16 protein-coding genes are annotated in these 16,453 nt (G+C 50.0%); 10 read left to right on the top strand and 6 right to left on the bottom strand.

What is annotated here, in order from left to right; translation table 11 throughout:
• Window positions 1-83: 83 nt before the first annotated feature.
• Together cobU and H6F68_RS06905 are read left to right on the top strand one after the other, a co-directional pair.
• Entirely contained in the window at window positions 84-689 is a 606-nt protein-coding gene (gene cobU, locus H6F68_RS06910; protein WP_190557604.1) for a bifunctional adenosylcobinamide kinase/adenosylcobinamide-phosphate guanylyltransferase, read from the top strand.
• Window positions 690-937: 248 nt separating this feature from the next.
• Entirely contained in the window at window positions 938-1,396 is a 459-nt protein-coding gene (locus H6F68_RS06905) for a hypothetical protein (RefSeq protein WP_190557602.1), read from the top strand.
• A gap of 37 nt (window positions 1,397-1,433) precedes the next feature.
• Here H6F68_RS06905 and H6F68_RS06900 read toward each other — a convergent pair whose 3' ends face one another.
• The 3 genes from H6F68_RS06900 to H6F68_RS06890 form a co-directional block, all read right to left on the bottom strand.
• Window positions 1,434-2,390 (bottom strand): ribonuclease Z, encoded by a 957-nt coding sequence (locus H6F68_RS06900; protein WP_190557600.1) that lies wholly within the window; start codon window positions 2,388-2,390, stop codon window positions 1,434-1,436.
• A gap of 139 nt (window positions 2,391-2,529) precedes the next feature.
• The gene (locus H6F68_RS06895) at window positions 2,530-2,823 is read right to left on the bottom strand and encodes a DUF3593 domain-containing protein (RefSeq protein ID WP_190550148.1); all 294 of its coding nucleotides are present in this window, start codon (window positions 2,821-2,823) and stop codon (window positions 2,530-2,532) included.
• A 196-nt stretch (window positions 2,824-3,019) separates the two neighbouring features.
• Window positions 3,020-3,346: a DUF2499 domain-containing protein gene (locus H6F68_RS06890; protein ID WP_190557598.1), complete on the bottom strand. Its 327-nt coding sequence runs from the start codon at window positions 3,344-3,346 to the stop codon at window positions 3,020-3,022.
• Window positions 3,347-3,461: 115 nt separating this feature from the next.
• On the opposite strand from H6F68_RS06890, the gene csaB reads away from it, so the two are divergent.
• Window positions 3,462-4,532, top strand: a complete 1,071-nt coding sequence (csaB, locus tag H6F68_RS06885) for a polysaccharide pyruvyl transferase CsaB (RefSeq protein ID WP_190557596.1) — start codon at window positions 3,462-3,464, stop codon at window positions 4,530-4,532.
• Window positions 4,533-5,100: 568 nt separating this feature from the next.
• A complete protein-coding gene (locus H6F68_RS06880) occupies window positions 5,101-6,930 on the top strand; it encodes a hypothetical protein (RefSeq protein ID WP_190557594.1) in 1,830 nt (609 codons plus the stop codon).
• Window positions 6,931-7,001: 71 nt separating this feature from the next.
• Here the strand turns inward: H6F68_RS06880 and H6F68_RS06875 are convergent, their stop codons facing one another.
• Window positions 7,002-9,182 carry an NAD(P)/FAD-dependent oxidoreductase gene (locus H6F68_RS06875; RefSeq protein ID WP_190557592.1) on the bottom strand — a complete coding sequence of 727 codons (2,181 nt, stop codon included), beginning with the start codon at window positions 9,180-9,182 and terminating at the stop codon, window positions 7,002-7,004.
• A gap of 159 nt (window positions 9,183-9,341) precedes the next feature.
• Here H6F68_RS06875 and H6F68_RS06870 point away from each other — a divergent pair, with 159 nt between their 5' ends.
• The 3 genes from H6F68_RS06870 (at window position 9,342) to H6F68_RS06860 (ending at window position 11,360) form a co-directional block, all read left to right on the top strand.
• Window positions 9,342-9,575 (top strand): hypothetical protein, encoded by a 234-nt coding sequence (locus H6F68_RS06870; protein ID WP_190441575.1) that lies wholly within the window; start codon window positions 9,342-9,344, stop codon window positions 9,573-9,575.
• 15 nt (window positions 9,576-9,590) lie between these two features.
• A complete protein-coding gene (locus H6F68_RS06865; protein ID WP_242065390.1) occupies window positions 9,591-10,373 on the top strand; it encodes a phosphatase PAP2 family protein in 783 nt (260 codons plus the stop codon).
• A gap of 162 nt (window positions 10,374-10,535) precedes the next feature.
• Window positions 10,536-11,360 carry an RMD1 family protein gene (locus H6F68_RS06860; protein WP_190557590.1) on the top strand — a complete coding sequence of 275 codons (825 nt, stop codon included), beginning with the start codon at window positions 10,536-10,538 and terminating at the stop codon, window positions 11,358-11,360.
• On the opposite strand, the gene H6F68_RS06855 is transcribed toward H6F68_RS06860, so the two are convergent.
• Window positions 11,357-11,815 (bottom strand): MgtC/SapB family protein, encoded by a 459-nt coding sequence (locus H6F68_RS06855; RefSeq protein ID WP_190441581.1) that lies wholly within the window; start codon window positions 11,813-11,815, stop codon window positions 11,357-11,359. The two genes, H6F68_RS06860 and H6F68_RS06855, sit on opposite strands and share 4 nt — an antisense overlap.
• Window positions 11,816-12,300: 485 nt before the next feature.
• Here H6F68_RS06855 and H6F68_RS06850 point away from each other — a divergent pair, with 485 nt between their 5' ends.
• The 3 genes from H6F68_RS06850 to H6F68_RS06840 all read left to right on the top strand — a co-directional run bounded on the left by H6F68_RS06850 (window position 12,301) and on the right by H6F68_RS06840 (window position 15,764).
• Window positions 12,301-14,202, top strand: coding sequence for a PAS domain S-box protein (locus H6F68_RS06850; protein ID WP_199299950.1), 1,902 nt, complete (start codon window positions 12,301-12,303; stop codon window positions 14,200-14,202).
• A 68-nt stretch (window positions 14,203-14,270) separates the two neighbouring features.
• Window positions 14,271-15,092, top strand: a complete 822-nt coding sequence (locus tag H6F68_RS06845; protein WP_190557588.1) for a tetratricopeptide repeat protein — start codon at window positions 14,271-14,273, stop codon at window positions 15,090-15,092.
• Window positions 15,093-15,566: 474 nt separating this feature from the next.
• On the top strand, window positions 15,567-15,764 hold the full coding sequence (locus H6F68_RS06840; RefSeq protein ID WP_190441585.1) for a hypothetical protein: 198 nt from the start codon (window positions 15,567-15,569) through the stop codon (window positions 15,762-15,764).
• On the opposite strand, the gene H6F68_RS06835 is transcribed toward H6F68_RS06840, so the two are convergent.
• Entirely contained in the window at window positions 15,748-16,452 is a 705-nt protein-coding gene (locus tag H6F68_RS06835) for a rhomboid family intramembrane serine protease (protein WP_190557586.1), read from the bottom strand. The two genes, H6F68_RS06840 and H6F68_RS06835, sit on opposite strands and share 17 nt — an antisense overlap.
• Window position 16,453: the final 1 nt, after the last annotated feature.

Below are 16,453 nucleotides of genomic sequence, written 5' to 3'. Positions count from 1 at the left end.
ATTTTCTCTGAGTTCGAGCAATTCTCATCTGACCTCAAACTTTGCCTTGCCACTCCCGCTCCCACTGATTTTCAAGCCTTGCCATGAACTTACTGCCTCATTCCACTTCCTCACTATGCTTAGTCACTGGCCCCGCTCGCTCTGGCAAAAGTGAATGGGCCGAAGCGCTGGCAATCCAGTCAGGCAGAGCCGTGGTTTATGTGGCTACTGCTCAAACAAACCCTAATGACCCAGAGTGGCAAGCCCGGATCGAACGGCATCGCGATCGCCGTCCAGAAACGTGGCAAACGGTTCAAGAGCCTGTTGAGCTAGTCACAGTGATTCAGCAGGCGCAACCAGAACAATGCTTGCTGGTGGACTCGCTAGGAACCTGGCTTGCTAACTTGCTAGAGCAAGACGAGACGGCTTGGGAGCAAACTCAACAAGCTCTGCTACACAGCCTGCAACAAACCCAGGGTCAAATTATTTTAGTGGCCGAAGAAACGGGCTGGGGCGTGGTGCCTGCCTACCCGATCGGACGAACTTTCCGCGATCGCCTCGGCACTCTAGTGCGCTACATAGGAGCGATCACGGGTGCTACTTATCTGGTGACAGGTGGTTACGTGCTCAATTTGACTCAGCTAGGTACTCCACTATCTAAGGCCTTAGTGGAAAGCGCTAAAGGGGACGCTGAAAAGCGCGAGAGATAAATCGTAATTAAATCTAAAGATATTAGTGACTTCAGGCTGAAGCTAAGTTGCGAGAATTACAATCAGGTGCAGATACCGATAGCATGGGACTAATCCTTGCTATATAAAGACTTTGGCACCTCAAGCTCAACCTTAAGTGAGAAGTCTAAATGTTAAAACACGTGCCATAAATTTAAGCAAATCAAATCAATTTATTCAGCGGTACTAACCTCTTCATAACTTGGTAAAACCAAGCGTTGGTTGCACTTATGGCATCGGAACAGCAAGTTAGACAGTATCTGGCCTACTGGTTTCAGTTAGGTAAGAAAGTTGTGATTGATAATGGTCAAACTGCTTTACTGCCAGAACCTGTCATTCAAGGCGATCGGTACAGCCAAGAATTTGAAGATTGCTGGCAACTCGTCCGCGCTCCAGAATCAGGAGACTGCCATCTAGAAGGCACCCATCAAAGCATTGCCGAATTGCTCTCTCCCGCCTGGGACATTATGGGTTGTGCCCGTTGCTCCATGCCCGTACCTCTACCCATCATTGGCACCCCTGACTTAGAGTGCCCCTGCATCGACCTACCCAACTGGCCGAACATGGAAGTGCCCCTGCCCCGCGCCCCCATTAGTAGCCAATCCCGCTTGATTGAAATTCGCGATCGCTTAATGAAAAGCCAGCGCCATCGGGCAACCGCTGAAGATAACGAGTCGAGAGCCAGTTAAAAATCAGCTAGAAATCACCTAAGGCTCAGACAGCAGGTTATGAGGTAGAAATCGGCTCTGTAGCCTGCCGTCGTGGGACTTCGTAGGTGAAGAAATCGTAGGCCATTTCTGTGTTGGGGAAAATAGCCCGTGCTTCATCTTGCAAATCACTCAGTTGAATGGCATTGCCCGGGGCATAACGGGGACTAAAGTGCGTCATGATCAACCGCTTCGCCTGAGCTGCTAGTGCGACTTGAGCCGCCATTGTCGAGGTGGAATGTAAGCGCTGATAAGCCAACTCAGCATCCTGATGGGCAAACGTAGCCTCATGGATCACCACATCTGCCTCTTCAGCTAGCTCCACCGCGCCCTCACAAAAAATTGTGTCTGTGCAGTAAGCAATCTTCCGACCCGCTTCTGTGGGGCCACAGAGCTCGGCTCCATTAATTTTGCGGCCATCGGGTAGCGTTACCGTCTCACCCCGCTTTAGCTTGCCGTAGAGTGGCCCCGAAGGAATACCCAGAGCCTTCGCCTTTTCTACATCGAAGCGCCCCACTCGATCCTTCTCCACCACGCGATAGCCAAAACTCGTAATCCGATGCTTTAGCGGCCCACAACTAACCACAAACTCATCGTCCTCATAAATCACTCCCGGTTGCACTGTGTGGACCTTGATCGGATAGGAAAAATGCGTTTGTGAGTAACGCCCGCTAGCTCGCAAATATTCATCCAGGCCAGGTGGGCCGTAAATATCAATCCGAGTTGGGCTTCCCGCCAATCCACAACTCGCCAACAACCCCATCAAGCCAAAGATGTGATCTCCGTGCATGTGGGTGATAAAAATGCGGCACAACTGACTAACTTTGAGGTCACTGCGTAGGAACTGATGTTGAGTGCCTTCCCCACAATCAAACAGCCAAACTTCTGCTCGTTGCGGTAAACGCAGGGCCACGCTCGAAACATTGCGCGATCGCGTGGGGACTCCAGAGCTAGTTCCTAAAAACGTTATCTGCAAAGCCGAGTTAACTCCAATGTTCCTAGTTGTAGCGTTTTGACGGGTGGCGTTTCCACTTCTGGCATGTTCACTTCTCGCAACGTGCCAGTTGCTTTCCCAACTATAGCGGAGAATCCTGATGCCACGGCAAAGAGAGCATTTAGGGCAGCGATCGCTGTTTCTCCACTACCGCCTGCCGAAACCCCAGCACCACAAAGATATTCGACAGAGTCAAGAAAAACTCCGCCCCCCCATGTAGCCAATCAATATCCGCCAAATTTGCCCCATAAGCCACCTTGGCATAAATCCCTGCCGGAATCGTCACTGCCACAAACAGCAACGTCAAATAAAACCCAATCAAAGCCAACCGAGGCGTTTGCCCAGAACGAGTCAAAAACCAGAGAAATCCCAAGTAGGGAAAGAGCGATATAGCGAAAAGAGATTCTTTAGACATGGAAGTGGTGAGGAGTGAAATGTGATGAGGAATGAAAGAGGAGTTATGAGTTGGGGTTAGGAATCTGCTTGGATATCGAAGCACTCACAAATAGACCCGTCTGGAGGGGGTCTGGGGGACGCAGCCGTCCCTCAGCGGGGGTTTGGGGGCGAGTGCCCCCAAGGTTCGGATTTTAGAGTTGGAACTATGACCGAAATTATTCTGAATCTAGAGGCGTAACCACATCACCCTTCCGGCTCGCCCGCCAAATCCACCAGCCCGCCAAGCACAACGTAAAATTCCCTGCCACCGTCATTGCCGCTTGCAGCGTCACCAACCACTCCAACGCAGCCAGATTATCAAAAAAGTGCCAAGTACAAGCACACATCGCACTCACCAAAGCAGGCAACATTCCCAACGAAAGCGATCGCCAAGCTCGATTTTGGCTCACCTCCGCATAAGTCCAGATCAGCCAAATCGCCGCCATCCACTCCAGCACACTAGAAATGTGAATAATCCAAGTAGGAATTGAAAGTGCGTGCATGTCAGCCACCCATCACCCAAACTGCAAGTTCAGACACAAACTTGTGTCCCTAACTTTTTATGCTACCGCTTCCGGAACTCCGGTATTGTAAGGGTGACAGTACGGGAGTCAGAGGATGGAATCAGTACGGGCGGTCTTGTGTGGCTATTATGGCAAAGGCAATGGGGGAGATGAAGCCCTGCTAGCCTCGCTGCTGCAAATGCTCCCTAACCATGTCACCCCAATCGTGCTGTCCGGCGACTCTGCCCAAACTCAAGCGGCTTACGGCGTAGAAGCCTGCGATCGCAAAACGCCTCAAGTTCTAATTCCCGCCCTCAAGCAAGCCAACGTACTCATTTGGGGCGGTGGTAGCCTGATGCAAGACGTAACCAGCGCCGCCAGCCCAGTTTATTACGGTGGGTTAATGGGACTCGCGCAGCGGTTTGGCCTCAAGACCATTGCTTGGGCGCAAGGTATTGGCCCTCTAAATCGCAGCTTTACCCGCTGGTTAGCTCGTCAAGCCTTTACCAACTGTGACGCGGTGAGCGTGCGGGATCAAGGGTCTGCTGCTCTTTTGTCTGAATGGCAGGTACCATTCCTGCTCGCGCCTGACCCCGTGTGGGCCTTAGAAGCCAAACCTGTTGAAGGACTGTGGGATCTGCCAGCCCCACGAGTGGCTGTGGCGCTGCGATCGCACTCCTCCTTGACCCCAGAGCGACTCGCAATCCTGACCCAGGCTTTAGTGGATTTTCAAAAGTCGACCCAGACTTGTATTTTGCTCGTACCCTTTCAAGCTGCCCAAGACTTAGCGATCGCTGAAACCATTCAGCCTCAACTGCCTGGACCCAGCAAAATTCTCAGTTTGAGCGATCCCCAGCAGCTTAAAGGCGTGTTTCGGGGTGTAGAAATGGCGATCGCGATGCGCTACCACGGCCTGATTATGGCCGCAGCCGAGGGGTGCCGCTGTTTTGCTCTCAGCTACGACCCTAAAGTGAGCCAACTGATGAGTGAACTAGATATTCCGGGTTGGGATTTGCTTGGCAACTCGCAGCATGCCCCGATCCCAAGCGATCCCCGCACCATTAGTCAAGCTTGGGTCGAGCATTATGCCAACGGTGCTCCTCTCTCGGCGAATCAAATTCATTCCTTGGTGGATCGGGCTTTAATGCACCGCGACTTGTTGCATCAAGCCCTACGAGGTTTGTAGAGTCTGCCTGACCCAGCTAACTAATATCAATTTAAAGAATTAGATGGCTGAAGAGTTGATGCTGAAGTGGGAAATATTTCTTGGATTTGGGCTTCCTAATCAACGTTGGATTTCGGACAATTTTCAACCATTGAGAATGACCTTAATTAATTTAATCTTGAGAAAAATTAATAATAACTTTCAAAATCCCTGATTTGAGGCTAGACCTAGAGCCTTGATTCCGCTAGATTTTTTAATGTTCGGTGTGCTCTCTCTGTTGAAAAACTCCTTAACCCTGAGTCGATCGTCCGTCCTTAACTTTTAGTTTCGGCTAATTTTCAATTTTTAATAATTTCTTGGGCAATACAGCCGTAATGGTTTTCGGATGCTAGCCTACAAGATTAACTAACAATTTCGCCTGTGTTGCAGATACTGAAGTTCTGACTTGGTCGAGCTGAGGTTGCAACGTAGGTCAGGCTATCTATTTAGCTTGTTACGGATTACGGAGAATTGAGTGGCTCCTGCCTGCTAGTCCCGAAAAGGCGGTGCTCAATCTGGACTAGGATTCCTTACCTTTTGGATGAGAGTGATGAGTGAAGCTGACACCCCAACGAATGGCCCAGAGCTACCGAAGCCAACCGATTTCAACGTTGTTGATCCTGCCCCTGCTGAGTTCAGCGCCGAGCCGACGGATTTGCCGCCCCAACGGTCAGAGATGCTAGAAGAAGACTGGCAAACCGTCGATTTCCCGAATGCTATCAGCATTGATGCGATCGCCCATCCTGTCGTTGAAGTTGCCTCGGAGAGCCGCGAACCTGAATCTGAGTTGGAGGAGTCGCTGGTTTCCCTCTCCCTCCCAGAGGTGAATGAAATTGTCACCATCATGCAAGAGCTGCAACAGCGCAACGGCTACTTGCTGAGCCGCGTGACTCAGTTGGAAGTAGTTCTAAACGAGTGCCAAATCACGCTAGAAGCTCAAGCCAGCCGCACTCAAGAGCAAGAAACCATTCTGGCGCAGCAAAGCGAAGAACTGACCGCAGCAGACGAGCATATTGCCCGCTTGATGCACGAATTGGAATGCTCTCATCAAGCGGCTCAGCGCCAACAGATTTTAGTAGAAACTATCACGGCTCAACTGGAGAACAGCCAGGAGCGAGTAGCTCAGCTAGAGCGCGAATGTGCTTTGACACAACAGCGCTACAACGAGCAAACTCACGCTGTGATGCAAGCAGAAAATATTTGTCGAGACTTGCGATCGCGCTTGCACCGCCAACAGCGCTACACATTGCAATTCAAAGCAGCTCTAGAAAAGTGCTTGGATGTTAGCTCTCCTTGCCATGAAGCGCATCCTGACCTAACAGCTTCTAGTGCGATCCCCAGCCCGACTAAAGCTCGTTCCACCCAAAAACCTGCTGCCTCAGACCCCGCCTTTTTGCCCAAAGTAGACTCAATTCAACCCTGGTCAGCGCAACCTTGGCTGCTGGATGCCGATTTAGAGGGTGAGGGAGACTTTGCTGCGTCAGCGTCACATCTGAGTTCTACAACCGCTGATGCTGTCTCTGATTGGTCAGGAGTTGGAGCTGACTTGGCAGACGATTCCTTGCTAGAGCTGCCATCCGCGATCGCACCTATTTTGCAAGATTTGTTGTCATCTCCCGCTACCGATACCTTAGATCCTGATGATCTCAGTGCCAATCATCCCCTGTGGGATCAGGCGATCGCGGATTCTCAGGCTCAGCTTTCGATTAGTTACAACCTTAAAAAGAAAATATCAGAAGCCACTGAGACCGCAGAGCAAGCACTTTCTGAGCAATCCTCTGCTGAAGTGATTGTGACCTCTGAAACCACCGAATCTGAAGCCGCTAAATCTGAAACCGCTAAGTCCGAAACCATTACATCTGAAGCGGTTGCAGAAGACGAACTCATCATTATCGATGATGAATTGATCAGTCCTACCGTCATCGTTGAGGCTAACCCGGTTGAGGCTAACCCGACAATTGAGGTAGAGGCGCTCGCCCCATTTGATGTAGCAGGTTGGCAAGAGGATTTGCCAGAGGAGCCAGAGGATCTCGTGGAGGCTACATTGCTGGAGCCAACTGCGGCTGGAGAAGAGGTCGTCACCCCACTCACGTTCGGCACCAATCTTCCTGAAGAAGAGGAACTTTGGCACGATTTAGCCAAGCTGATTGATGTTGCAGAAGTAGCACCTGCTGCTACACCTAGCGCTACGGCAGAGACCGTCGAGCCACTCACAGACAAGTCGAAGGCGATCGCAGACCCAGGGGAGTCAACCAGTACAGCCTCTTTTACCTTTTCCTCTAGTTGGCCCTCCCCCACCCTGTATCCCCTGCGATCGCACAAAAAACGCGCTTCAATGGCGGCGGTAGAGCTACCCAGCTTTCCCCAGCCTCGTCCTTAGTTGGATTGAGACCTAACCTCCAGCCCCTTCCCTACGAGGGAAGGGGAGCAAGATTTGCAGAACTCACGTTATCAACCTTTCTTGCCTGCTAAAGGGCTACTCGTGCCAAGGTTGGCAGATGGTGATATCTCAGGTGGCTCAGACTGAGAGGCAGAGAGGTTGGACAGCGATCGCTTGAGGCTAACTTGAGGACGACCTAGGCCCGCCGTTAGCGCATAGTTCCAGCTCAAAAACCACAACCAAAAGCCAGGGTAGTGCGTCTCTAGCCAAGGTTGGCTCCAGCGGGTCAGTGACGGTAGCCAACTACCCACTAAGCTACTCATTAGGGCGGCAACGGTAAAGTTTACATAGCTACCAATCCAGCGGAAAAAGTCTTTTGGGCCAGCCAGTTGCCAGATCCAGATCAATAGGGCAGGGTTTTGCCATGCGGCTTGGATCGCCATGCGGTTAAATGATACCCAATCAGCTCGGTCCTTAATAAAGGCATCTGCTACCGCTGGAGATTCCGCTGCTAGGATGCCAAAGAAGGTATTCAGCATGGCGTTGATGCGCTCTGGCGGCAGGAAGCGGTGGGTGGGCACCATCATGCCTTTAGAGAACAGCCATGTAACGGAGACATTGCTTTGAAACGTATGGATGCGGTTGAGGTGCTTAGCGCTGAGCAAATCATGCTGCAAAGCCGTATCGAGCAAGTGAGTTAAACGGCCCAAATTCCGTACTAGAGAGCCGAATCCGGTGAAAACCAAAGGAGACTGCAACGAAGCCGCATCCCCGATCGCTACCAACCGATCGAAAGCCACCTGGCGATCGCGACTGCCCACCGTGAAGTGCCCTGGAATATAACCAAACGTCGGCTTGCGCCACACTAGCCGATCCATATCGCAGCGGCGATACTCAGGCAGAATCGTAAAAAAGTCCTCGTACATCTCCAGCAACGAGCCAGGATTATCAGGATGTACCTGATGGTAGTGGAATAGGTAAATCGTGAGCTCCTCGCCGTGAGCTGGGAACAACTCCCAAATCAGTTGTCGCCCTTTAGAAATGTCGCCATGACTGTTGAGCACATCGCCATACTTGGCATCCCACACTTCCGGCTCGAAACCACTCGCGATCGCGGCTCCTACCGTGGGGCAAACGCTGTCAAAGGCTCGACCGCCATTCAGTTGCCAAGCGATCGGGGAAGCCGTACCCATTGCATCGACGAGTAAGCGACCCGTGACTTGTTTGGGCGATCGCGACGGTAGGTGAGTCAGTGTTACCGTCACTTGCTCCGCACTGACATCAGCCCGGACAAACTCAGTTTCATCCCAAATTTCGCCACCTGCCGCTCGGAACTTATCGCCACAGACTCGCAACAGCTTCTCAGCATCAATTCCCACATTCAAGACAGTCGGCGTGTGCAGAATTGGAGCCTTGGCTTGGGACGGATTGTTAGCATCAAAAAATTTATGGAATCCGTCGATATATTCTCTGGCAATCACGGATTCAAAGTCAGCAGGCGTAAACAGCCCCAAATCAATCAAGCTCTGGAATTCATCACGAGAAATATTCCATTCTCGGTTCATGCGACCAAAGGGCAAGCGCTCCACCAACAGCACCCGGTAGCCCAGCCGAGCCATCACCGCAGCATGGATCACCCCCAACGCGCCACCGATATAGATCAAGTCGTAATCGACATTGGGGTTTTGCGAATCTGAATTCCTAGCTTCTCGCCCTTCCCGACCCGCTTCTGAGCGAAAAATTACCTGTTGCGGCTGCTGAGGATTACGGACGCCCTCCCGCCAGCGCTGCTCCCACCAGTAAACGCGAGTTAAGTCATATTCTCCATTCGGCATTTTCTGAAAGAACTTCACCGTTCGGGGATAGCGAGGAGCCAAAGCTTCAAAGATCGATTGCTGCGTTAGGTCGATCGCAGGCGGCACTGGATATTGATTTGGAAACTGCTGCCTAATCTCGGTCGTAAGTTGCTGGAGAAATTTCTGCTCTCCTGAAATTGCGCTCTCTGCCCACCGGAAAATCTTTAAATAGGTTGTTCGCTGTAACGACCAGACAAAAACTGACAGCTCTGGGTCTAGGGCACTCGCTGGATCTGAAATCGTCTTAGATGCCGTTGTAGTCCTGGAACATCTAACGCGGAAGCCATTGGGCGTCACAATCTTCTCGCCCAGCTCTGAGTGAAAGTCTTGTTGTAGCCACTGACACACAGCTTCTGTGTCTGGGGTAGGAACTTCAATATAAAGAATTTCTTTCATCGTGGGGATTATTTGGGGGATTTACTCCAACAAATTACGTAGCAAGGCAGGGTTGACAGAACCCCAAATTACGTTAAACTTCCGAATACTAAATTACTTAAGAAACTTTACAACATTCTCATATAGCTTCTAGGCGGCGATCGCCTTAATTAACTAGCCATGAATTATCCCATCCCTGTGAATTCTGAAGAAATTGTTGCGCTTCGCCAAGAGCCAGTTGACGAAGAGTTGGTGGCCGCCGCGATCGCGGGTGTGGTCCTGATTACACGCTCTGAAGGTCGTTCTTTAGAAGATTTGACAACAGAAGTGCTTACAGACGACAGCTTGCTCGATGCGGCTCAGCGCCGTTGGCTCAGCGACATCGTGGCTCAAGCCTGGCAAAGCCTACCATAGTTCTGGAACGAGTTCTTGACTTATGCAATTAAGAGCGTTGAAGCGAACCAGCGGCTAATGCAGGATCTGAGTGCCCAAGTTATTCGAGTTTGGCGCGATCGCGTCGGCCCTAAACTATTGCCGCTGCTCTCTACAGTGCGACTTGGTGGTTTGGTGCTCGCAGGTTTAGCTCTCTGGGGCTTTGCCGAAATAGCCGATGAGGTTTTAGAAAAAGAAACGCAAGCATTCGATACGACAATTTTGCTGAGTCTGCGGGAGCTACATAACCCCCTGCTCGATCGCCTCATGATCGCGATTACGTTTCTGGGAGAGCCAACAGAACTAACTATTATGAGTTTGGCCTTAGGGGCTTGGCTGCTCTGGCGAGGGCAACGTTCTGAAGCGACTACATTGGCGATCGCGGCAGCAGGGGCAGCGGGACTCAATGTTTTGCTGAAGGATGTGTTTGCGCGCGCCCGCCCCGCCTTGTGGGCCAGGATTGTGGATGTGAAATATTACAGCTTCCCTAGTGGTCACGCCATGCTATCGGTGGTGGTCTATGGATTGCTGGGTTATTTGCTGGCGACTCACTTTAAGCGGTGGCGTGTCGGGATTCTGATCTCGACAGCAGTTCTAATTGCCGCGATCGGGTTTAGTCGGCTCTATTTGGGCGTTCACTGGCCCACAGATGTTTTGGCGGGCTATGCAGCAGGTTTGGTGTGGTTGATGACCTGCATCCTCAGTATCGAAATCTGGCGACACCGAGGCACAATACGAACTCAAGAGGCAGCACGTCCAAAGTCAACCAGTACTAAGTGAGTAAAGGCGAAGTAAGAAAAGTGGTCATTCTACCAGCCCTCACCTTAGGCTGGAGAAGAAGAGAGTCTCCACCGCTATCTTGGTTAACCCAGTTAGTGATAGAGCAGTTGCGCGGCCTTAAGGCCCTCTTGAATACAATGGACAGTTCATCTTCCAGTTAATATGCAGAAAATTTTCACAGCTCACGAATCTGACACTCTCTTTGCAGGCAAAACTACGATTGGGGTGCAGACGCTATTTTTAGGTGAGCGGATTGACATCAAAGTCTTAGAAAAAGGCGATCGCTTAGCCGTTTTACCTTTAGTGGTGACCGCAGGAGAGCAAGGTTGTGCAGTGATATTTCGTTATGGAGCTGTGGTGCTCTTTAACTTAACTCCAGAAGAAACTGACGCTTTTCTAGCCAATCTCAAGCCTTCTGTAATTGAGCCGTTTGAAAAACCGGAAACGGAAGCCGATCAGATTCAGCTCAGCCCCGCTGATGCCTCTCGGGTTAAAGACGGCATTATTCTCCTGAGCGAGTTTACAGTAGAGCGACTGCAGATTGTAGCTGATGTTTTGGCTAAAAGCGTGGTTCTGTCCCACTACGAAGCCAGCATTTCTGATTTCTTCGATCGCATTGAACCCCTGGCGGCTGACCTGCAATACCAAGGCCGAGGCAAACGCCAAGACCGAGAACTGCTGCGCCATATCGGGGGCACATTGTTGATTCAGCACAAAATGGTGGGACTGGTAGCCTTTGGCGAAAAGCCAGAAACCCTTTGGGAGCGCCCAGAATTAGAGCGCCTCTACCTCCGCATGGAAGATGAATATGAAATTAGCGAACGCAACTTAGCCTTACAACGCAAATTAGAGTTGATTTCGCGCACCGCTGAAACTGTGCTGGATTTGCTGCAACGCAATAGTAGCCAGCGGGTAGAGTGGTACATCGTTATTTTGATCGTGGTCGAAATTCTGCTGACCCTGTATGAATTGTTTTTCCGAGGCTAACCACGCGGCTCAAACCGCTTCAACACAGTCAGCACAAAAAGCACCATGAGGGCAGCGATTAAGCTGAGGGCTAGCAAACCACAACCTGCGGCAATCCCTAACCCTGCTGAAACCCAAATTGCCGCAGCCGAGGTCAGCCCTCGGATACGCACTTGCTCAGATTTGTGCTTCGCCTGCTGGAGGATTTCCCCTGCCCCTAAGAAGCCGATTCCGGCGGCTATGCCTTGGATGACCCGGCTGAGGGCATCGGCACTGGCTTCGGTTTGCCCTAATTGGATAGGAATGAGCACTAAAAGCGCCGAGCCAAAACTAACGAGCATGTGGGTTCTCAGGCCAGCGGGTTTATGGTGGATTTCCCGCTCAAAGCCAATGACGCCGCCAACGAGCAAAGCCAAACTCAGTCTGGCAACGATGTTGACTAAGGCGTCCCAAGTAATTGGATGAATAACAGTCAAGGTTTACCAACAAGCAATCAGGATTGTAGCTCTCCACTGTACTATTCTTTCGAGCCCTCAGGTGAGCTAGCGATCGCCTCTAGAATCGTACATAGCTGAAACCAACGCACTTCTGTAGTAGTTAACATCAGTTCCCTTGCCTATCAACCCAAAGAAGCCTGAATTAATCTCTTGCCAACCTGGAAGAGCACAGGAAGGTGCGGGTGACGCAATTTATACAATCAACTTTATTAATAGTTACTTTCTGAAACATTTGAATAAATTAAAGAAAGTTCATTTTAAGATAGGGCTAACGTTAAAGCTTTTCACTCTGGAGGAGTCTCCACTTCCCCCCAGAGATAGAAGCAGTGGAAGAGCATAAACGCTAATGAGTTGGGTGCATCTCCGTGTCCAGTTGTTTTTCTGCCACCGTCCTCTAAATAACTGCGAAGTTTCCGGGAGGCTCAGTGTCATAGAACAACTTATTAGTCGGCAGGAGTGAAATAGTGCACATAGAAACCCAAACGGCAGCAGTAAAAGCAACAGCAAGTTTTGATCAACCGTTATTAGACCCTTTTTTTACACTATCTCTGGATTTGCTTTGTGTGGTGGGTTTCGACGGCTATTTCAAGCGCTGGAATCCAGTTTGCGAAAAAACCTTGGGTTTTACTGCTGCTGAGCTACTCGCCACTCCTGCAATGCAATTTGTGCACCCTAGCGATCGCGCTCTGACCAAAGCTTATATTCAACAACTCCTCCTGAGTGCAGAACCCATTTGTTTTGAGAATCGGTGCTTGTGCCAAGACGGTTCCTATCGTTGGTTATCTTGGAAAGCTCAAGCGCTGCCAGGCCAAAAATTGATTTATGCCACCGCCCACGACATTACGGAACGCAGGCGATCGGCGAAACAACTGCGCTCCAGTGAGGAAAGATTTCAACTCCTGGTAGAAAGCGTTAAAGACTATGCCATTTATATGCTCGACTCAGATGGCGTGGTCATTAGTTGGAACACAGGTGCAGAGCGGATCAAAGGCTACAGTGCTGAAGAAGTAATTGGTCGGCATTTCTCTTGTTTTTATCCACCCGAACAAGTCCAAGAAGGCAAACCTGCGTGGGAACTACAGCAAGCTGCTACCTTGGGTCAGTGTGAAGTAGAAGGTGAGCGGGTCCGCCGAGATGGCTCCAGATTTTGGGTGAATGCGCTCATGATCGCGCTGCGAGATAACCACGGCCAACTCCAAGGCTTTGCGAAAGTGACGCGAGACATTACGGAGCGCAAGCAAACGGAATCGATTTTGCAACGAGCCTTTGATCAACTAGAAAAGCGGGTCCACGAGCGGACTAGCGAGCTATCCCAAGCAAACTTCATGCTCAAGCAAGAAATTGCCGAGCGGGAGCAGATGGAAGCAGCGCTCAGACAGTCAGAGGCGCAACTGAAGCAGCAAGCTCAACAGCTAGAGTCCACCTTACATGAGCTACAACGAACTCAATCTCAACTGGTTCAGTCGGAAAAGATGTCCAGTTTGGGCCAGTTGGTCGCAGGAGTCGCGCACGAGATCAATAATCCGGTTAGCTTTATTTACGGCAACGTCAGGTATGCCGACGAGTATGTCCAGACAGTGCTAGATTTACTGACGCTTTACCAACAACAATGTCCCGATCCGGTGGGTGAGTTGCAAGCGGCTTTGGAAGGGATTGACTTAGAGTTCCTAGCTACAGACTTGCAAAAACTGCTGCAATCGATGAAGGTTGGGGCGGAACGGATTCGCGAAATTGTCTTGTCTCTGCGGAACTTCTCGCGCTTGGATGAAGCGGAAATGAAAGCAGTAGACATTCATGAAGGTCTCGATAACACGCTTTTGATTCTGAAAAATCGGCTCAAAGCCCATGCGGGTCATCCTGGAATTACGGTGCTGCCAGAATATGGCGACCTCCCCCTCGTGGAGTGTTACGCTGGACAGCTCAACCAAGTCTTCATGAATATTCTGAGTAACGCGATCGATGTTTTGGAGGACTCCCAAGACCAGTCTGCTGAGCAGCCAGGGGTGATTCATGTTTGCACGACTGTGCAGGCCGATCAGTGGGTAGTCATTCGTATTGCTGACAACGGGCCTGGCATCAGTGAAACGGTGCAACGGCGACTCTTCGACCCTTTTTTTACCACCAAACCAGTCGGGCGTGGGGTGGGATTAGGCTTGTCCATCAGCTACCAAATTGTGGTGGAGAAGCATGGAGGTCGCTTAAAGTGCCACTCCATCCCAGGTCAAGGTACAGAATTTGTGATCGAAATTCCTAGCTCGGCAGCTCTCAGGTCCATCCCACCTCTGGCTGAACCAGTGCAACTCCAGCCGCGATCGCGAGATAAACAACCCGCCCTAAACCCCCTGCCTTCTAAGCAATATGTGTAGTGCTGAGCCTGGTGGAGGATTTGTCCTAAAATTGGACAACGAGCAGGTCAGTTAGGGAAGTAGTGGTCATGGGTGTGTCTATTGAGGTTAATAGCGACAACTTTGCCGCTGAGGTCGTGCAAAAGTCCTACGAAAAGCCAGTCGTAGTCGATTTTTTTGCCCAGTGGTGCGGCCCCTGCCAGATGCTGAAGCCAATCTTAGAGAAGTTGGTGCAGGAGTACGATTTCGTCTTAGCCAAGGTTGACATTGACCAAAGCCCAGATTTAGCCAATACTTACGGCGTGGAAGGGGTGCCAGATGTCAAAATCTGGATGCAAGGTGAAATGCGAGATGGCTTTGTTGGTGTTCTACCGGAACCCAAGCTGCGATCGCTGCTTTCAGAGTTAAGCCTAAAGTCTGAGCTAGAGCAAGGGTTAGAAACGCTACAAACTGCAATTCAAACGGGCGACGTAGCCACCGCTAAGCAACTGCTGCAAGCATTGAGCGAGGAATATCCTGAAGATCGCCGCTTAATTTTGGCGGGGGCCAAGTTTCTAGTTAGCCAAAATAAGTTCGAGTCAGCGACCAAGTTATTGACGGCAATTCAAGCCGATGACAAAGAGTATTTCGCTCAAGCGCAGGCCATAAAGGCTTTGATTCAGTTTCAGCAAATAGTGACAGAATCCGCCGCTGAAAATGAACTAGATGAACTGTTTTTTAAGGCGATTCGCCTGACTTTAACTGAAGATTATGCCGCAGCCCTAAATCTATTTTTAGAGTTAGTCAGTCGAAACCGGAATTATCGGGGGGATGGGGCCCGAAAAGCCATGATCATGATCTTTGACCTATTGGGGGATGATCATCCTTTGACAAAGGAGTATCGTAAACAATTACTGCTGGTGTTGTACTAGTTGGTCTGGCCCTGGATGAGACAACAGATAAGCCATTCAAGTGATAGATATTCTAGAAGTTTGTGGATTCACGGTTGAGCGATTCGCTACCAAAAACTTCAAGGCAATCAAGCTGACTTACTTGAGCTAAAATTTATCAGTTTTAACTGTTACTTTTAGAGGTTGGCTTTAGTAATCCTTTCATTAATAAATATTGTTAACTTAATGAGATGATTCGACTTTAAGTTTGAGTAGATGTTACTTAGGTAGGCTTGAGCGCCAGTGGAATAGTCCGTGAAATAGAAACTAGGCGATCGCTGAATTGCAGACTCAGCTTGCGTTAGATAGGTTCTTCTTCGCGTACAAATTTTCTAATGTTTCTATCCGCACAACGATGAAGCTTTGCCAGTAGAATTAGGAGTTAAGTTCCTCAAAAACACTGAGAGGAACCTTTAAAAAGTATAAAATTATTGTTTGAAATTGGGTTTATTACAAGTGGAATCATCTTTTTTTACGGTTTACCAAACCCAGTCAGGGATTGAACTTCGACCAGGCTGTGATGATTCAACAGCCGAAGCTCGTTTGATTTGTACCTGTAAAAACTACGAAGCTGCCTACGAAACGGCTCAGTCAATTGCTCATACTCGGAGCTTGCCGTTAATAGATTGTGTCTACGCTAACCCGATGTCCTGATATTCATTAACCTAAATTTCATTCCAGCCGCTCCTAAAAGTAGCCCGATGGCTTGCGTCCAGTAACTCCAGCCAGACGGATTAATGCCACTGGGTATAGTGAAGCTATCTAACCCATAAGTTGCCTGCTGAATAAACCACCAAAACAAGTAAAACCATACAGGTAACTCAAGCGGCACAAAAACGACTACCAAGGGCAGAATGGAGTCAATTTTGGCTTTGGGAAAACCAACTAAGTAAGCTCCCAAAACTGCGGCGATCGCACCATTGGCACCAATAAATGGAGCCTGTAGGGTTGGGTTAATCAAGACTTGTAAGCTACTAGTCATGATCCCGGCTAGAACAAAAAAAGCTAGAAATGCTCCATGTCCCAGCGTGGCTTCAACTTGGGCTCCAAAAACTCTAAAAAAAAGTAAATTTCCCAGCAGTTGGGCAAAGCCTTGATGCAAAAATAAACTCGCTACGAGGGAAGCAACAAGCAAGGGTAGCGCCAACCATTGACCCGCGATCGCGTCTTGACTCAGAGCAGCTATCCGCGCTGGCACCACGCCCCAAGTCTGTAAAAAATCATTTAAGGCGGGCGAACCTAACTGCAACTCCCACAAAAATAAACCAACACTAAGTCCAATCAAGCCATAGGTCACAATCGGGTGAGAGCGCCGGGGTAAGTTATCACCGATGGGAATCATG

Origin of the sequence: Trichocoleus sp. FACHB-262 (assembly GCF_014696035.1) — a bacterium.
Lineage (GTDB): Bacteria > Cyanobacteriota > Cyanobacteriia > FACHB-46 > FACHB-46 > Trichocoleus.
The sequence above is the reverse complement of the archived record's forward strand: the minus strand, read 5'-3'. Positions and strand labels throughout refer to the sequence as shown.

Coding starts and splice junctions, on each gene's coding strand:
- cobU (WP_190557604.1), top strand. CDS start 84: ATGAACTTACTGCCTCATTCCACTTCCTCACTATGCTTAGTCACTGGC.
- H6F68_RS06905 (WP_190557602.1), top strand. CDS start 938: ATGGCATCGGAACAGCAAGTTAGACAGTATCTGGCCTACTGGTTTCAG.
- H6F68_RS06895 (WP_190550148.1), bottom strand. CDS start 2,823: ATGTCTAAAGAATCTCTTTTCGCTATATCGCTCTTTCCCTACTTGGGA.
- H6F68_RS06890 (WP_190557598.1), bottom strand. CDS start 3,346: ATGCACGCACTTTCAATTCCTACTTGGATTATTCACATTTCTAGTGTG.
- csaB (WP_190557596.1), top strand. CDS start 3,462: ATGGAATCAGTACGGGCGGTCTTGTGTGGCTATTATGGCAAAGGCAAT.
- H6F68_RS06880 (WP_190557594.1), top strand. CDS start 5,101: ATGAGTGAAGCTGACACCCCAACGAATGGCCCAGAGCTACCGAAGCCA.
- H6F68_RS06875 (WP_190557592.1), bottom strand. CDS start 9,182: ATGAAAGAAATTCTTTATATTGAAGTTCCTACCCCAGACACAGAAGCT.
- H6F68_RS06870 (WP_190441575.1), top strand. CDS start 9,342: ATGAATTATCCCATCCCTGTGAATTCTGAAGAAATTGTTGCGCTTCGC.
- H6F68_RS06860 (WP_190557590.1), top strand. CDS start 10,536: ATGCAGAAAATTTTCACAGCTCACGAATCTGACACTCTCTTTGCAGGC.
- H6F68_RS06845 (WP_190557588.1), top strand. CDS start 14,271: ATGGGTGTGTCTATTGAGGTTAATAGCGACAACTTTGCCGCTGAGGTC.
- H6F68_RS06835 (WP_190557586.1), bottom strand. CDS start 16,452: ATGATTCCCATCGGTGATAACTTACCCCGGCGCTCTCACCCGATTGTG.